Genomic DNA, 17879 nt, shown 5'->3' with positions numbered 1-17879 from the left:
AACCGCTTGTCTGCCGCCCGAAAGGCAATCGATTATCCTGACTGGGTGTATCGCTTATCACGCCAATATCTCAGTTCGAATACGTGCTTGGTAAGACCAACCAAACGGCAATAAAAAAGCCCCGTCCGCAGGATATGCGGAAATCGGGGCTCGTTTGCCGTCGGCGATTAATGCCATTTCTTACTTCAACGCTACGATAGGCTCACTTTATAGTCAATTAGAAAACATGCTCATTTTTCAATCAATCGCATAGGTGCGATGCGGTGATATCGCACCGTGGCGGGGCGCTCGATGCGAGGATGCGCAATAACTAAAACAGACACTCCAACAGCAACCGCGGAACACCCTCACTTGCATGCCACAATAAATACGAACCTGCGGCATGTTTTATTGGTCAATTTGCATCATTGTTAAACTTCTGATGCTATCGGTGCCCGGAAGACAAATATTGGCGTTCAATATGCAAGTTGTTGATATCGAGGCAATTGCTCAAAAAGCAAATTCGAACTTACGGGAAGCCTGGCACCTCGGATGTACCGGCCGTTCGGTTGAGGCGCTCACACTTGCCAGCCAAACTCTTGCCGATGCCAAGTCGCGGAGCGACGATCGGACCGCCGCGCTATGCGACACCGATATCGCCTGGTACTGCTTGCAGATCGGCAAGGCCGAACTCGGGATAACGCATGTCCGCAAGGCAGTAGACTTCTGGAAGTCAAACGGGGAGCCCATTCAGGAAGCCTATGCCCGGGCCTATCTCGGATGGTTGTTCCTGGAATTGGGCTTGCCGGAGGAAGCGATCGAAGAGGCTACCCGCGCCCTGGATTTGGCCGACAGGACCGAAGACGCCAGGGTGCAGAGCCTGGCCACCAACGTCATCGGCATTATCTTCTGGTACAACAAGCAGCCCGACCGCGCCATCCTGATGAGCGAAAGGGCTGTCGAGCTCGCCAGATTGATCGGCGATAAGACCTTCGAATGCTGGTGGCTCATCAATCTCGGCGGCGCTCATTCGGAAGGCGGCTATATCGCGCAGTCTCTCGGCCAGCAGGAAGAAGGGCACCGGAAGCTAGTGAGAGCGCTGGAGCTGACCGAACAGGCGCTGGATATATCAATCGAGATCGGCGACCGCTGGGCTGCTCGCATTTGTCTCGGCAACGAAGCCGATTACTACAGCCATCTAGGCGAGCACGACAAGGCGCTCCAGTGCATGGTCCGCTACCAGGCATTTCAGGAAAACAGCTATGTCCGGGACAGGCAGCAATATCTCTACACTCTAGGCCAAATCCACATCAATGGCGGAAACTTCGTGGAAGCCCGCTCGCTGCTGCTTGAGGCGCTGGATCTGATCGGCGACGGCGGCAGCTTCGATTCCTATATCCAGATCTATCTTTATCTGTCGCAGGCTTATGAGGGGCTGGGACAGTTCGACCTGGCGCTGGAGACGCATAAAAAGTTCCACCACGCATATTTGCAGAATAGCGCCGAGAGAACCCAGCAGCGCGCGCGTCTCGCCGAAATCTACTATGAAACCAAGCGGTTTAAGGAAGTCGCTGAAACGGAAACGAAGCGTGCCGACACGCTGGAGGCCTCCTATCAGAAACTGCAGGAAGAAACCGATATCCTTGCCAGTGCCGTTTATCTGGACGCGCTGACTGGGCTTTATAACCGCAAATATCTCGACAGCCGCTTTAAGGAACTGGAATCTGAGAACCGTCCATATTCCATCGCGATGCTGGATGTCGATCATTTCAAGTCGATCAACGACAACTTCTCCCATATGATCGGCGACCAGGTTCTGAGTGCCATTGGAACCATATTGCGCAACCAGTTGCGGATTACCGACCAGGCAATTCGCTTTGGCGGCGAGGAGTTCATCGTCCTGCTGGCAGGCCCTCCCCGAGGCGCCGCCGATGTCTGCGAGCGACTGCGTTCGGCCGTCGAGCATTGGGACTGGTCGGAGATCTGCAACGGGCTGCAGGTCACGATCAGCATAGGTGTCGCTGGCACCCTCTCTGCCAACGCACCCAACGAAATTCTGGAGATCGCCGACCAAAATCTCTATGCAGCAAAAAGAGGCGGGCGAAATCAGGTTGTTGCGTAACGGGCATTGTACAGCTTTCGGCGAAGGTAACAGTCGCCAAATCTAGGCGGATCGCGCCAGTGTATCCGGCCGCGTAGTTGCGCCAGATGGCGCCGCCCGAGCGGCAACATGCGTGCTCAGCGATACGTCCTCTCATACCAAGTTCTATGATGCTGCATCAGAAACACCTGGTGCAGGAGTTCTTGCGTGCCTGCATATTGCGGCTTGGCGGGGTGTTGAATCTGGATCGAGATGGAGTTCTACAGGAACGGGCGCGGAGATGCATTTCCGCTATCTGCTCATGCCTCTCTCTATCCAGCTTTCATCATAATATCCAGAATGAGCAGCGAAGTTCCTTCGCAACCGCGATGGCCAAGGCAAACCCGCAAAAATCCAGTGTTTGTTAAGAGTTACCGTCAATTCATCCAACGCGGGCGCAATTGCCGCGATGTTCCATGTCGCGCGACCAAAAGCCTGTCCACGCTGCACAAATGATTTGAGGCGGCTTTTTTCACCAATTCACAAAGAGCCCAATGACGACGGCGCCTCTGTCTTTTCATACTGGAACAGCATGCCGAATCTTATTCCGTTTCCATCCCAAAAGCGCAATCGACCGGATGCCCCGACCCTGAATATTCCGATGCTCCCCGACGAAGTTGAACTTCTGTTGATGAGCAAACATGAACTCCTCGTCAGCGCAACGAACTACCTTGAAGCGCTCTGTAGGTCGCTCAGGCACGACACCGGTGCCATGCCGCATCACCCAATGAACGCAGACGGGCGATCGGTGCAGACGGCGTAGAGGCCCGCCGTCTCTTTTATCTCCAACCTAAACCATTCAACGCTTCCGGCTGCAGGGGGGAGGCTGCCGGCGCTTAAACACAAAGGATTTCTATTATGTCCTTCTTGGCGAACCTCAAGATTGGCACCAAGCTCGCACTTTCATCCGGTATCGGCATCGTCCTGATCGCAGGTATCCTTATCAATCAGCAGATAGCAAGCAGCGAAATCAGTTCGGCGAACGCCGCTGTTTCTCGTGAGCAAACGATTTTCAATGGCATTCAGACTGCCGCCGTATCTCTCGCGGAAATGCGGGCGGCTTCCAACGAAGTCGGCTCCGGCGCGACCACTCGGGATATCGAAGCCGCACTTAACCAGGCCAAAAGAAGCAGCCAACAGGCATGGGATGGCCTTGAGGAGCCCATCAATATCGCTCTGAAGCCCGATGCCTTGAAAGACATCGTTGTGGCCTGCGCGAGTATGAGGGCCTTATAGCAAAACGTGCCTCCGCTCTGACCGCAGCCATGGCGAAAAAGAACGGCGCTCCCTTGAGCCAGACGGAAACCGATACGGCATTGGCCGTCGTCGCCACCACAGACATCGACCAGGTCATGGAGCGTACGCGCACAGCAACAGAAGCCTCGATCAAGAACGCTCGTCACTTTACTGAGGAAGCAAAAACGGCTTTGGCCGCTGCCGTTTCAAGCGCCGAAACGATCTCGTTGATCATTGGCGCAAGCGTCATCTTCGTCCTGTTCGCATCGGCGATCGTATTGATGATCGGAGTTGCCAGGCCCATCAAGACGATGACGGCGGTGATGCGCCGACTTGCCGACGGCGACACAAGTGTCGATATCGACTTCAAAATGCGCCGGGACGAAATTGGCGCCATGTATGAAACCGTTAAGGTCTTCCAACAGAACGCCGTCGCCAACGCTCGTCTCGAACAAGACGCTGCAGTTTCTCGCAGTCATCAGGAGGCCGAACGTGCCGAGGTACAGCGCCGCAGCGAGCAGGAAGCCGAACAGTTGCGTTTTGCCTCCGAAAACCTCGCATCCGGTCTGAAGCGGTTGGCCGCCGGCGATCTCGCCTTCCAAATCAACGAGACCTTCGCGGCGGACTTCGAACCGTTGCGCCAGGACTTCAATCGCTCCGTTCGCCAGCTCGGCTCAGCACTGTCGACCATCGCCGAAAGTGTCGATGCGATGGACAGCGGCACACGCGAAATCTCGTCAGGCGCGCAGGATCTTTCCAAGCGGACGGAACAGCAGGCCGCGTCGATCGAGGAGACCGCCGCAGCCCTCGATCAGATCGTCGCCAATGTCGGCTCGTCGACGAAACTGACCGAAGAAGCCCGCACGGTCGCGACCCAAGCCAATCAGAGCGCCCAGAAATCCGCCGAAGTGGTCTCGCATGCCGAGGAGGCGATGCGGCGGATCGAGGAGAGTTCGCAGCAGATTTCCAACATCATCGGCGTCATCGACGAAATCGCCTTCCAGACCAACCTGCTGGCGCTGAATGCCGGCGTCGAGGCGGCACGTGCCGGTGAAGCCGGCAAGGGCTTTGCCGTCGTCGCCCAGGAAGTGCGTGAACTTGCCCAGCGCTCCGCCCAGGCGGCCAAGGAGATCAAGGGACATATTCAGAAGTCCTCGGCCGAAGTCGAAAGCGGCGTGAAGCTGGTGCGCGACACCGGCGAAGCGCTGAACGTCATCGGTGGCTTCATCGGTCAGGTCAACAGCCACATGAACGCCATCGCCGTCTCCGCCAAAGAGCAGTCGACGGGTCTTGCCGAGATCAACACGGCGGTCAATTCGATGGATCAGACGACACAGCAGAATGCGGCCATGGTGGAACAGTCGACGGCGGCCGCTTCCAGCCTAGCCCAGGAAGCGGTGAAGCTTCGCTCATTGCCGGCTTCCAGTTGGACGGTGCTGCTGGCCCGCGGGTTGCCCGTGACACGGCAAAGCCGGTTGCCTCTCCGGCACGCGCGCTTGGCAACAAAATTGCCCGCGCCTTTGGCGGCAAGGCGGCGACTGCGGCAGCCACCAAGGAATGGGAGGAATTTTGATGGAGGCGACCTCTTCAGCCCAAAGTCAGGCAACGACGCTGGAAATCATTGCCTTTCATCTCGGTGACCAGCAGTTCTGCATCAAGACGACATCGATCCGGGAAATCCGGGCATGGGCAGCGGCAACGGCACTGCCCCACGCGCCACCGCATGTTCTCGGCATGATGAACCTCAGGGGCTCGGTTATTCCGATCATCAATCTTGCCGCTAAGCTCGGCGTGCAAAGCTCCGTACACACCAGCCGCAGCGCCATCGTCGTTGCCGAGGTAGGATCAAGCACGATAGGCTTGGTGGTCGATCGCGTGTCGGACATCCTGTCGATCGGCAATGGACAAATCCAGCCGGTGCCGGACTTCGGCACCGAGTTCGACCCGACCTTCTCGTACGGAATTATCCCGCTCGACCAAGGTATGGTCTGTTTCCTCAACCTCGATCAAATGTTCGCCAACATCGAGCAGGTAGCGGCGGCGTAGCGGCTCTATTTTGCGGGGCGTCAGTAAACCGCCCGCCTCAAATGCAAGCCCGCGACGTTCCGATCATCGGAGCCAGCAATGGCCAGGCATTCCAACCATTCGCTTCGGCTGGAGCCATTTTCCAGCCGAAGCCCCTCACGGGAATGATTTCCCGTTCGCAATCACCCGATGTACGGCACCCATGATCCGCCCAAACGAAAATGCTGCAACTGCGAGCAGATTATTCTGCGCTTAGCGGATATCCTGAGCGCAGTGCGTATATCGCATTGCTGTACTAACGGCCCCCAGTCCCACATATCCGGAAACGGATTCCGCTGACGCGCAATCCTTCTATCCCACGGATAGGCCTTAGATATTTCCAATGCCGCAAGCAAAGACTGAGGTACGTAGATCATGTCGGTTTCAAGATTAGAAATGTCGAGTGCGACAAAAGGTTCAAGCTCCATACACGGTCCGTGACGCCACTCATGATAGAAGCGTTGCGACGAGACCCGCTGATCTCCGTCGAAGACCGGCCTTACCACGTCGGGCACTACAGAATCTGGAATGGAAGACGCCATTCCGAAATAAGAATGAAACTTTCAGACGGACCTGATGTCTTTGTGCTCTACGTTCCATTTGTGGATACGAAAGCCATAGGAACCAGCTATAGACAGGGCACTTCAAAGCCGACAACCGTCCTATTGGGCGACATGTCAAGCTTTGAGGCACTGACTCCTCATGTAGACCTCAGCCATGTCGGCATAGCGTTCGAAAAGTCCGCGATGATCCGGCAATTGAGCACATTGCTGGATGCGCCCGTTGTCAAAGACATCAGTTTTATGGGCGCAATTAATCTGGCTACCGCAAAAGGCGCGCAGATAGCGATGCTGGGAACTCTTATTTGGAGCTGTCTCGACACAAGCCTTTTTGCCCACCCTCCTTCGACGCTCATCGAACATTTGTTGAATGCGATGATGATCACGTTGCTGGAAACGGTCCCGAATAACTATTCAGGGCGGCTCGCAAAATTAGCATCCCCGGCAATCCCCAGGCATTTGAAGAGAGCAATCGAGTATATGCACGTCAATGTCGCATCGCCGATGAACACCGCCGATATCGCAGAGGCCGCCGGCACAAGCGTTCGATCGCTGCAAGCTGCCTTTCAGCAATTCAAGGGCACGACACCTCTCAACTATCTGCGGACAATCCGCTTGGAGGGCGCTCGCAACGCACTGCAGGATCCAACCACCTCTCTGTCGATTGCGAAAATCGCCCAGAGTTGGGGGTTCTCCCATATGGGCCGCTTCGCTGCGCTTTATCGCAGGTCCTTCGGCGAAATGCCATCCAACGCAACAAAGCAGCGTAAACCCACGAGCGAATAACATCGTCGCCACCAAGCGATAGCGACGGCTGACCAACCTGCCCTCAGGTCAATGCTCGCCGAAAGCGATGCTGAGTTCGACGCAGCCGATATTTCCGAATCCCCCGAGCACAACCGTTGAATGGGATTGATGCTCCTCAATCCGACATGGGCCACAACCTGCACCTGAATAGCCATTTTATGCAGGATCGTCCAATTTGCGCAAAAACCTCATGGACCACGGTTAATAAAAGACGATCGTTTACTTTTATGTCAGGTGATTAATCGATTTTCTTGGGCGACATAGCTTTTCCACGCCGCCACAATACTTGGCACATCGCATGCATGATGCAGGACGATATTTTAGCTTCCGCGAGCCCTATGACGGCATCTCGCGGTGATTGAGAGTATACGAATGCTATCATCCATTTCGTCGCGCCTCGGCGCCAAATTGGCCGCACTTTCCGCTATTAGCATTTTCATGGTCGCGGCGATGCTTTTGATCGTGCTTTATGGCGGCCGGGTGATCGATGAACGCTCAGCCTATCTCAAAAGCCAGTTGATTGTCTCCCGCGACCTCGTCGATGCAAAGGCATCGTTGCGCGGCATGCAGGTCGGCGTGCGCGATCTGCGTCTTGCCTCCTCTGCGGAGGAACTCACCACTGCCGTTGATTACATCGCAGCTCGTCATCACTCAGCAATCAAATATCTGGACGACGCCGAGGGCAGTTTGAGATTGCAGGTCAACAGAGACCGGATAGAACAGCTTAAAGCCATGACCGAGAGCTTTTTCGCTGCGACGAACGACATGGTTGAGGTCATGAAGGCGGAGCTGCAGAGCAAAGATGGTGGCGCAGCATTGGATGGGAAGGAAAAGGACGTCCAAGCAAGGATGCTCAGCATGACGAACGAGCTATCCAAACTGCTCGATGAGGGTGTTGAATCGGCAAAGGCGATGGCGACCCAGGTTGACGGCGAGGCAAATGCGGCAGCAAAACTCGTATTGCTGCTCAATCTTGGTGTCGGGCTGCTGGTCATGGCGACACTGATCGCATCCGCCGTATTCGGCGGGAAAACGATCGCCCGTCCTATCAATATGTTGACCAATAGCATGGGTCTGCTCGCCGACGGCGATCTCGGCACGAGCATTCCCTATGTCGGTCGCCGCGACGAAATCGGTGCGATGGCGCGCGCGGTCGAGGTGTTCAAGCAGAACGGCATCAAGGTGCAAGAATTGAATGCCCAGGAAGCGGCGCTGCATGCAAAAAGCGCCGATCTGCAGCTAAGCATCGGAGCCGTCGTATCGGCAGCGGTCGCCGGCGATTTCACGCAGCGCATCACCAAGGCCTATGACAATGCCGATCTCGACCGCTTTGCGACGAGCGTCAACGAGCTTGTCGCCTCCGTCGACCAAGGTGTTGCCGAGACCCGTCGCGTCGTCGCCGCACTGGCCGAAGGCGATCTGACGGGGACAATGCGCGGAGAGTTCCAGGGGGCTTTCGGCGAACTGAAGAACAACGTCAACGCGACGATGGCCAATTTGCGCTCCGTACTTGGCGATGTCCGCACCGCGATCGAAACGATCAGCAACAATGCCGGTGACATGCGCCTGGCATCCGGCGATCTTTCAAAACGAACGGAGCAACAGGCAGCCGCGCTGGAGGAGACCTCCTCTGCACTCGAGGAAATCACGGTCGCCGTGAAGAGCTCGACGGAACGGGCGCTCGAAGCAAGCCATATGGTCGACGAGGCACGCAGGAGCACCGAACAGTCAAGCGCCATCGTCAAGCAGGCCGTTGTCGCCATGGGGCGGATCGAGCAGGCCTCGGGCGAGATCGGTCAGATTATCAACGTCATCGACGAGATCGCCTTCCAGACCAATCTGCTTGCCTTGAACGCCGGCGTCGAGGCCGCGCGTGCGGGTGAGGCCGGGAAGGGCTTTGCAGTCGTTGCCCAGGAGGTGCGGGAATTGGCCCAGAGATCGGCAAACGCCGCCAAGGATATCAAGACGCTGATCAACCGCTCGGGCGAAGAGGTGAATTCCGGCGTCAAGCTGGTGACGGCAACCGGCACGGCGCTCACATCGATCCAGGATCATGTGGTGAAGATCAATGATCACGTGCATTCGATCGCAACCGCCGCCAAGGAGCAATCGACGGGCCTCTCCGAGGTCAGCACCGCCGTCAATCAGATGGACCAGGTCACCCAGCAGAACGCAGCCATGGTGGAGGAATCCACCGCCGCCACCAACAGCCTGGCAGACGAGGCAGTCAAACTTCGCGATCTCATCGCCCGCTTCAAGCTTGAGGCAGGGACGGCACCGCGCGCAGCCGGTGAGACCGCCAATCCGGTTGCATCGCCAGCGCGCGCACTTGGCCGCAAGCTCGCGGGCGCCTTCTCCGGCAACGCAGCCTTGGCCCACAAGGCCGATTGGGACAAATTTTGATAGCCAGAGGCGTGCTCAACGACCATTGAGTACGCCTCCACGAATTTGCTCTGTCGCGAGCATCTACCAATCAATCGCAGCACGCCGATTGGAAAGCTTTAGAAAAGGGGACCGCTGCGGTTCCTTTGGCAGCACAACCGAGTTTTTGTTTCAAAACGGGGACTAAAATACAGCGGTTAAATCATCGGGAATGCGCTACTCGTTGAAAGAGCCGCCGCAGCCCGGAGCATGCCGACTTGTCCTCGACCAAGTAGTGTTTGTGCCGGATGGCGTATCCGCGTCTACGGGGAGGAAACGTATGGGTTTCGAGATGCAGCAACTGCACGAAGAAATGACCGCCTGGCGCCGTCATCTACATGCCCATCCTGAATTCGGCTTCGAAGAAAAAGGAACAGCCGCTTTCGTCGCCGGGAAACTGCGCGAGTTCGGATTGGACGACGTCGTCGAGGGTATCGGCGGGACAGGAGTCGTGGGTACCCTGACGCGCGGATCGGGTAATCGTTCGATCGCCCTTAGAGCAGATATGGACGCCCTGAGGATCCCTGAGAACAACAGCTTCAGCCACAAGTCGCAGACGCCGGGCGTCATGCATGCGTGCGGACATGACGGACATACGGCGATGCTTCTCGGGGCAGCCAAGATGCTCGTCGAAGACGATGACTTCGACGGAACCGTTCGGTTCGTGTTCCAGCCCGCCGAGGAATGGGGAAAAGGGGCGCTGGCCATGCTGTCGGACGGCCTTCTGGAACGTTTTCCGTTCGAGGAAATATTCGGCATCCACAACATGCCGGGAATGGCCGTCGGCACCTTCGAAACCAACGTCGGCCCGGTCATGTCGGCCGAAGACAATTTCGAGATCATCCTGCGCGGGGTCGGTGGTCACGCCTCCAAACCGCAGGCAGGAAGCGAAGTTCTCGTTGCGGCGTATGCCCTTGTCACCAATCTGCAGACGATCGTCTCGCGCCGGCTGAGCCCCGGCGACATCGCAGTTGTCTCGGTGACGGAGCTTTTGACGGACGGAACGCGAAATGCGCTTCCGGGTCTTGCCCGGATCCTGGGCGATGCGCGGAGCTTCCGCCCGGAGGTGAGCAGCGATATCGAAAAGCAGATGCGCATCATCGCCGAAGGAACGGCCCTCGCCTACAATGTGGCGGTCGAAGTCAATTACACCAGGGAATTCGTTCCCACCCTGAACGACGAGGAACTCGTGAATGTGTCCTTCGCCGCGGCCCGCAAGGTTTTAGGCGATGACAAGGTCCGCGTTGCTCGCGAGCCGATGACTGCTTCTGAAGACTTCGCACGTTTCCTGGAGCATGTTCCCGGCTGCTTCGTGTTCATGGGAAACGGTGAGGATTCCGCTCCGCTCCACAATCCGAACTTCGACTTCAATGACGCGCTCTTGCCTTTAGGAGCGAGCCTGCACCGCGAATTCGTCCGCGAACGTCTTCGCGTCTACTGAGAATTCTTCTCCGCTCCCAACCGATCGCCACAGGCAGAGAGACGAACCAGACCGCGCCCGACGATCAGTTCGGGCATACATGCGTGCCGCTCCTTCAGGTGCGGTTTCGGCGGGTATCGAGGGAAACGTTCAGGCCTACCTTCACCCTGTCCATCGCGACGAAGCTGCGGAAGCGCTTTACGTTGTTGTTGGCGAAGAACAGGCGTCTGGTCATGGCCTCGTAGTCTGCCATCGTCCGGACGACGACGAGGAGGATGAAGTCCACCTCCCCGGTGACATAGTAGCACTGCTGCACCTCGGGTGCTTCGCTGAAGGCCTTTTTGGCCTGGTCGTGCATGTCCTTATGCTCGCTATGCATCTCCACTTCGACGAACACCGAGATCTCTTGGCGAACGTGTGAAGGGTTGACGACCGCGACATTGGCCATGATCGTCCCGGTTTCCTCCATCCGCTTCACACGCCGCTGGACCGCCGGGGCCGACAAGCCGATCGCCTCGGCGATCGACCGCTGCGGCGTCTTGTTGTCGCACTGCAGAATTTCGAGGATCGCGAGGTCGAAGCGATCGAGTTCGACCATATCGGCGCGCGTCTTTTCCGGCATGTTCCGTTCCTTTGTGGACTTCAGGATTTCACCTCAATTGGCGATTCAAACCCATTTTCCTCGCGTTGGCGAGCGAATGTTGCATAAATGGCGTCAAAAAGGAGCGCCTTTCTCGTTCGAGATGAAGTAATTCTCATTCACCGTCAACTCAAAGAGGACGTCTCGACGATGTTCATGCTGAACGACCAAGCCGATTTTCGCACGCCATTAGAGGCTGGAGACGCCGAGATTCTGAGTGCCGAGGCAGCCAACGAAGTTGAGCGCTTCCTGCGGCATCGCGAAGGCCACAACGTCACTCCCCTCGTCTCATTGCCGGCACTCGCGCGCAAAATCGGAGTGGGATCGATTGTCATCAAGGACGAAGGACATCGGCTTGGCCTCGGAAGCTTCAAGGCACTTGGCGGCTCCTATGCCGTAATCCGGCTTGTCCTTGAGGAAGCCTCGAAAGAGTTTGGTCGAGAGGTGGATGTCTCCGAGCTGCAGAATGACGACGTGAAGGCCGTGGCCGCCAAGATGACATTCGCCTGCGCAACCGACGGAAACCATGGCCGCTCGGTGGCCATGGGTGCGCAGTTCGTCGGTGCGAAGTGCTCGATCTTCGTTCATTCGGGTGTCAGCGCCCAACGCGTCGCTGCAATCGCGCGCTACGGGGCCGACATGATCCGCGTAAACGGCAACTATGATGACTCGGTTCACGAGGCTGCCCGCGTCGCCGAAAAGAAGGGCTGGATCACCGTCTCAGACACATCCTGGCCCGGCTACGAGCGCATCCCCCGCTTCGTCATGCAAGGATACACCGCCCTTCTCAGCGAAGCGCTTCGGCAGATGCCGGAACCGCCGACCCATGTGTTCGTGCAGGCAGGCGTCGGCGGCATCGCCGCGACGGTGGCTGGCCATTTCTCCATCCTCCTTGGAGACGCTCGCCCCTATTTCGTCGTCGTCGATCCGTCTCGTGCGGCCTGCCTTTTCGAGACCGCCCGTGCCGGTCATCCGGTCAAGGTCGAGCATGGCGAAGCCACGGTGATGGCGATGCTCGAATGCTATGAGCCGTCCTTGGTCGCCTGGCGCATCCTTTCGCGGACCGCCGACGCATTCATGGCAGTTGAAGACTCCGAGGCGATCGCGGCCATGAAGCTCCTCGCCAACCCCAGGGGTTCCGACCCTGCGATGGTCGCGGGCGAAAGCGGCGGCGTCGGGCTTGCTGCCCTTCTGAACCTGGCCGCCGACAAGGCACTGCGAGACAAGATCGGCCTCGGACCGCAGTCGCGCATATTCCTGATCAACACTGAAGGCGCGACGGATCCGAACCTCTATGAAGAGCTCATCGGAGCGACGCCCTCAGAAGTTCTGTCAAGAAATATGGAAAGGGTCGCGGGATGAGCGACAATTCGATCAATCCCGCGCGGCTGCTCAGCCGTCTGGTGGAACTCGGTAACATCGGCCGGGATAGCGGCGGTCAACTCAGCCGTCTCGCTGCGACGGACTCCGAAAAGCTGGGCCGCGACAAGTTCGTCTCCTGGATCGAGCAGGCAGGGCTGGAAGTTACGATCGACCGCATCGGCAACATTTTCGGGATATGGAAGCCAGCCAGCGTGACCGAGGAGGCGCCCCTCATGCTCGGCTCTCACATCGACACCGTCATCAATGCGGGCATCTATGACGGATGCTACGGCGTGCTGTCGGGACTTGAGGTGATAGAGACACTCCTGGAGGCCGGATTCGAGCCGTCGCAGCCAATCGTGGTGGCGGCATTCACCAACGAGGAAGGCGTCCGTTACGCTCCGGATATGATGGGATCGCTCGTCTACGCGGGCGGTCTCGATGCCGAGATCGCGCTGGCGACGGTCGGCACGGACGGCAGCGTCCTTGGCAGGGAACTGGAACGCATCGGCTACGATGGAGCGCATGAACCGGGCTTCATGCGTCCCTATGCCTATATCGAGCTGCACATCGAGCAGGGTCCGGTGCTCGAACGCGAAGGCGTCCAGATCGGTGCCGTCGAAAATCTGCAGGGCATATCCTGGCAGAAGGTGACGATCGAGGGCGACGCGAACCACGCTGGCACGACGCCGATCTCGATGCGGCGCGACGCAGGCTATGTTGCCGCACGGGTGATTACCTTCCTTCGGGACCGAGCGAAGAATTCCAATACGCCGACGGTCGCTACGGTCGGGTGTATGGAGTTCCAGCCGAACGCCATCAACGTCATTCCGTCACGAGCTGTGTTCACGGTCGATCTGCGGGATCCGGACGAAAGCCGCCTGCAACAAGAAGAGGCCGCACTGGCTGCCTTTCTGGACGAGCTTGAGCACCAGGAAGGCGTCTCGATCGAAGTCGAGGGTCTGGCTCGTTTCGAGCCGGTGCAGTTCGATCGGAATATCGTTGAGATGATCGAAGGCGCTGCTAAGAGCCGCGGTCACTCATGCCGGCGCATGACGTCCGGTGCCGGGCACGATGCACAGATGATTGCGAGGATCGCGCCCGCAGCGATGATCTTCGTCCCCAGCACTGGCGGCATCAGCCACAATCCAAAGGAAAGCACATCCGATGCGGACTTAATCGCGGGAGCGAACATGCTCCTGGATGTTGTCCGGCGGCTTGCGGCGAAGACGCACTGACGCAGCCTTCACCCGCGGCTGGCCTCTCTTGACCCAAAGTCTTCTCGCTTTTCGATGGAGCCGCGAGCCTATGCGAGGTGCCCGGCCCTTTGGAGAAACGGCGTTTTATAATCTATATTATTTATAGAAATTATGCCTTTGCTCGCTCGACCTCCTTGGTGCCTAGATTGGAGCCGAAGGCGCTGACCGCTGCGCCGAGGTCGAAAACACGCCGGACGCTTCCAATGTCTGCCGGCAGAACAAGGAGCTAAGGCATGGGCGCGCCCATTGTCATTCACATAACCCAGCCTGCAGTAAATCGAATTGCAAGTCCTGACGAGGCGCTTGAGACCGCGCGCAGGCTCGCCGCCCAATTTGCCGCCACCGCCGCGGACCGCGATGCGGAACGCCGGTTGCCCTTCGCCGAACTCGACCAGCTTTCGCAATCCGGCCTTTTGGCGATCGCTATTCCCATGGAATATGGTGGGATCGACGTCTCGAACGCAGTCCTGGCGGAGGTGACCGCGATTCTCGCGGAAGCAGATGGCTCGATCGGCCAGATCCCACAAAACCACTTCTACATTCTGGAGGCGCTGCGCACGGACGGTAGCGAGGAGCAGCAGCGGTATTTCTTCGGTCGAGCGCTCGCCGGCGACCGTTTCGGCAATGCGCTTTCCGAGCGCGGCACGAAGACAGTCGGGCACTACAATACCCGCGTAACGCGGGACGGACCCGGCTATCGCATCAACGGCACCAAATATTACTCGACCGGCGTTCTGTTTGCCGACTGGGTCACGGTTTTTGCGCTGAATGAAGAGGACCAGATGGTGATGGCCTTCGTGCCCAAAGGTACTGAAGGTGTCGAGATTATCGACGACTGGGACGGCTTCGGGCAGCGCACGACGGGCAGCGGTACGACGATCTTCAACAACGTCTATGTCCACGCTGATTCCGTCGTTCTTCATCATAAGGGCTTCGAGCGGCCGACGACGATCGGCTCCGTCGGCCAGATCATCCATGCCGGCATCGATCTCGGCATCGCGCGCGCCGCCTTTGCGGAAACGCTGGAATTCGTGCGCACCAAATCGCGCCCCTGGATGAATAGTGGCGTGGAGCGCGCCGCCGACGATCCGCTGACGATATCAAAGGTTGGGCAGATCGCGATCCGGCTGGAGGCCGCGACAGCACTGATCGAACACGCCGGCCGCAAGGTCGATGCGGCCCAGATCGAGACGACGGAAGCGACCGTTGTCGAAGCGACGCTTGCAGTTGTCGCCGCCAAGGTGCTGACGACCGAGGTGGCGCTTGAGGCCTCAAGCACGCTCTTCGAGCTTGCCGGAACTTCCTCTGTGCAGATCGGCCTCAATCTCGATCGCCACTGGCGCAATGCGCGCACCCATACGCTGCACGATCCTGTGCGCTGGAAGTACCACGTCGTCGGCAACTACCATCTGAACGGGGTGATACCGCCGAAGAACGGCGCGCTCTGATTTGCCCGCAGAAAATGAAAACCCCATTCCCGGCGCCGGGAATGGGGTTTTGTCTTGTGAACGATATGCCTGACCTCAGCTATAGAGACTGACTTCCGGGATTTTGTCGTTCAGCACGAATTCGCCGACTTCCTTGGCCTTGTAGAAAACCGGGTCATGCAGCGTATGGGTTCGCACGTTGCGCCAGAAACGGTCGAAGCGATGTTTCTCTGCCGTCGAGCGTGCGCCGGTCAACTCGAAGACGCGGGAGGTGATATCGAGCGAGACATGGGTGGCGTGCACCTTGGCGGCATAGGCAGCCGCAGCCGCTTCGCCACGCTCGCGGGCCGTGACGGCATGGCCCTTTGCAAGCCCTGCCTGCACTGCGGCAGCCGCCGTATCCGCCAACGCGACGGATGCCTTGAGCGCGGCGGTGAACTCGCCAACCCGCTCAAGGATATAGGGGTCATCGGCAGCACGCGCGACACCTGACGTCACCCAGGGACGTGTTGTCGCGCGCACATAGTCGACGGCAGCTCGAAGCGCCCCCTCGGCTGTACCCAGATAGAAATTGACGAAGACGAGCTGGATGAACGGGGTGTTGAAGGTCGAAAGCACCGACGGAGCCGCGTCGGGGGCGGTCGGAGCACCAACAAAATCCTCTTCATAGACAGGGAAATCATGGAATTCTACGCTGCCACTGTCGGATAGCCGCTGGCCGAAATTGTCCCAATCGTCATTGGCCGTATAGCCCGGCCGGCTGGTCGGCACGGCAAAACCGACGACCTTGTCGTCGAGTGCGGCATTGGCGTTGATGTAGTCGGAAACATGGGCTGCCGTGGAGAAGGACTTGCGCCCATTCAGCACGTAACCGTTGCCACGGTGGGTGAGAACAAGGCCCGGATCGCGCGGATTGACGGCCGCGCCCCAATAGAGGTTCTTCACAACGGTTTCAGAACCCAGCGCATGGGCGCGCGCTTCATCGAGCGCCCAATAGACGTATTGGCTGTTGACGTAGTGATAGCCAAGAAGCTGGCCGATGGAGCTTTCGCCGCGCGCGAGGATGCGTACCAGCCGCAGCCCATCAACCCAATCGAGCCCGCCACCGCCGATCTGCGTCGGATGCAGGGCATTCAGCAGACCAGCATTCTTGAGTTTGACGATTTCATCACGCGGCGGGCGGCCTTCGCGGTCAAGCTCCGGGGCGCGTTTGGTAAGGCTGGCCGAGATTTCTTCGGCGCGGGCAAAGAGGTCCTCTCGCGTCGTGCTGCGATTGGTCGCGAAGACGACATTGGACTGGCTCATGGGTCGGAACTCCAGTTTCTGAAAAATGGATCGACGGGGCCGCACGCCCCCGCCGGAAGATCGAGCGTCGCAGCTTAGAAAAGCTTGTCCGGAATCCAGCTCGCGGTTATCGCGCCGCTCGTGTTGAAGGCCGGGACCTTCTGCGCCAGATCCTCGATCGTCTTGACGCCGGCCGCGCGCAGGCTTTCCTGCGTCAGCAATGTCGGCTTGACGGTGATCTGATGGGGAATCTCCACGCCGGCAATCTGGAGAGCTGCGGCCCGAACGGAAACGGCGCCGACCACGGCGGGATTGGTCGCGACCGTCGCGACCCACGGGCTACCTTCTTCGGTGATCTCCTGAATATCGGCGGTCGACACGTCGGCCGAATAGATCTTCAGCTTGCCCGCAATACCGAGATCGTTCGCCGCAAGCTTCACGCCGCGGGCAAATTCGTCATATGGCGCGAAGACGACGCTGATGTCAGGATTGGCGGTCAAGGCAGCCTTGGCCTGGTCGGCGGTCGAGGTCGCCGTCGTATCGCTGACATTGCCGAAGCGGGCCTTTTCGACCACGCCGGAATTCTCCGACTTGAACTTCTCCCAGACTTCGTTGCGACGGTCGAGCGGCGCGAAGCCGGCAACATAGACATAGCCGGCTTTGAAGCTCTTGCCGTTGTCCTTCACCACCTGCTCCAGCGCGTGCTCGGCAAGCTCGTGGTCGCTCTGCTCCACCTGCGGAATCCTGGGGTTGTTCAGGTTGACGTCGAAGGCGACGACCTTGATGCCTTTGTCCAGCGCCTGCTGAACGACATCGCTGAGCGATTCCGGCAAGCCATGGTCGATGACGATCCCGGCGACACCGAGATTGATCGCTTGAAGGATCTGTTCGCGTTGCTCGGCTGCATCCTGCCGGCCTGGGAAGACGCGCAGGTCTATATCGAGCGCCTTGGCCTGGGCTTCCGCGCCCGACTGATAGGCCTGGAAGAAGTCGCCGGCCGAGATATAGCTGATCAGCGCAACCTTGACGCCGCCCTTGTCGAAGGGGGCAGGCGCGCCGCTGAGGCCAGCGGCAAAGGAAGGCTGATAGAGGGAAAAAGAGATTGCGGCTGCGGAGAGCGCCAGCCGTGCGAGGGATTTCATCGTCGCGATCCTTCTGATCAATCGGAAGCGTCGTCTGACAGGTTGGCAACTCCTCGCGACGCATGAATTCATTAGATATAAACTCTATCTTTTTAGTAGATTAAATGATCCGATTTTCCGCGCTTCAGGAGATTCTTT

Annotated in this window: 12 protein-coding genes and 1 pseudogene; 10 read left to right on the top strand and 3 right to left on the bottom strand. The window is 58.3% G+C overall.

Features of this window, described 5'->3' with window-relative positions; all coding sequences use genetic code 11:
• Positions 1-445: 445 nt before the first annotated feature.
• The 7 genes and pseudogenes from GGD50_RS20255 to GGD50_RS20225 all read left to right on the top strand — a co-directional run bounded on the left by GGD50_RS20255 (position 446) and on the right by GGD50_RS20225 (position 10648).
• Positions 446-2101: a diguanylate cyclase gene (locus GGD50_RS20255; RefSeq protein WP_183938990.1), complete on the top strand. Its 1656-nt coding sequence runs from the start codon at positions 446-448 to the stop codon at positions 2099-2101.
• Positions 2102-2977: 876 nt separating this feature from the next.
• A complete protein-coding gene (locus tag GGD50_RS20250; RefSeq protein ID WP_183938816.1) occupies positions 2978-3355 on the top strand; it encodes a hypothetical protein in 378 nt (125 codons plus the stop codon).
• A pseudogene (locus GGD50_RS20245) lies at positions 3343-4928 on the top strand (methyl-accepting chemotaxis protein); the annotation flags it as partial. The gene GGD50_RS20250 and the pseudogene GGD50_RS20245, both read left to right, overlap by 13 nt.
• Entirely contained in the window at positions 4928-5401 is a 474-nt protein-coding gene (locus GGD50_RS20240) for a chemotaxis protein CheW (RefSeq protein WP_183938815.1), read from the top strand. The pseudogene GGD50_RS20245 and the gene GGD50_RS20240, both read left to right, overlap by 1 nt.
• 572 nt (positions 5402-5973) lie before the next feature.
• Positions 5974-6765 (top strand): helix-turn-helix transcriptional regulator, encoded by a 792-nt coding sequence (locus GGD50_RS20235; protein ID WP_246451352.1) that lies wholly within the window; start codon positions 5974-5976, stop codon positions 6763-6765.
• A 393-nt stretch (positions 6766-7158) separates the two neighbouring features.
• Entirely contained in the window at positions 7159-9189 is a 2031-nt protein-coding gene (locus GGD50_RS20230; protein WP_183938813.1) for a methyl-accepting chemotaxis protein, read from the top strand.
• 298 nt (positions 9190-9487) lie between these two features.
• On the top strand, positions 9488-10648 hold the full coding sequence (locus tag GGD50_RS20225; protein WP_183938812.1) for a M20 aminoacylase family protein: 1161 nt from the start codon (positions 9488-9490) through the stop codon (positions 10646-10648).
• Between the two features lie 94 nt (positions 10649-10742).
• Here the strand turns inward: GGD50_RS20225 and GGD50_RS20220 are convergent, their stop codons facing one another.
• Complete coding sequence (locus GGD50_RS20220) at positions 10743-11249, bottom strand: Lrp/AsnC family transcriptional regulator (protein WP_183938811.1); 507 nt, start codon at positions 11247-11249, stop codon at positions 10743-10745.
• 168 nt (positions 11250-11417) lie between these two features.
• On the opposite strand from GGD50_RS20220, the gene GGD50_RS20215 reads away from it, so the two are divergent.
• The 3 genes from GGD50_RS20215 to GGD50_RS20205 all read left to right on the top strand — a co-directional run bounded on the left by GGD50_RS20215 (position 11418) and on the right by GGD50_RS20205 (position 15336).
• Complete coding sequence (locus GGD50_RS20215) at positions 11418-12629, top strand: diaminopropionate ammonia-lyase (RefSeq protein WP_183938810.1); 1212 nt, start codon at positions 11418-11420, stop codon at positions 12627-12629.
• Entirely contained in the window at positions 12626-13867 is a 1242-nt protein-coding gene (locus tag GGD50_RS20210; RefSeq protein WP_183938809.1) for a Zn-dependent hydrolase, read from the top strand. The genes GGD50_RS20215 and GGD50_RS20210 overlap by 4 nt, the downstream gene beginning before the upstream one ends.
• Positions 13868-14121: 254 nt before the next feature.
• Entirely contained in the window at positions 14122-15336 is a 1215-nt protein-coding gene (locus GGD50_RS20205) for an SfnB family sulfur acquisition oxidoreductase (RefSeq protein ID WP_183938808.1), read from the top strand.
• Between the two features lie 75 nt (positions 15337-15411).
• Here the strand turns inward: GGD50_RS20205 and GGD50_RS20200 are convergent, their stop codons facing one another.
• Entirely contained in the window at positions 15412-16620 is a 1209-nt protein-coding gene (locus GGD50_RS20200) for an acyl-CoA dehydrogenase family protein (protein WP_183938807.1), read from the bottom strand.
• Positions 16621-16694: 74 nt separating this feature from the next.
• On the bottom strand, positions 16695-17741 hold the full coding sequence (locus GGD50_RS20195; RefSeq protein WP_183938806.1) for a substrate-binding domain-containing protein: 1047 nt from the start codon (positions 17739-17741) through the stop codon (positions 16695-16697).
• Between the last annotated feature and the right edge of the window lie 138 nt (positions 17742-17879).

The organism is Martinezella paranaensis (assembly GCF_014200235.1).
Taxonomy (GTDB): domain Bacteria; phylum Pseudomonadota; class Alphaproteobacteria; order Rhizobiales; family Rhizobiaceae; genus Rhizobium; species Rhizobium paranaense.
This window is presented reverse-complemented; position numbering and strand designations above follow the sequence as displayed.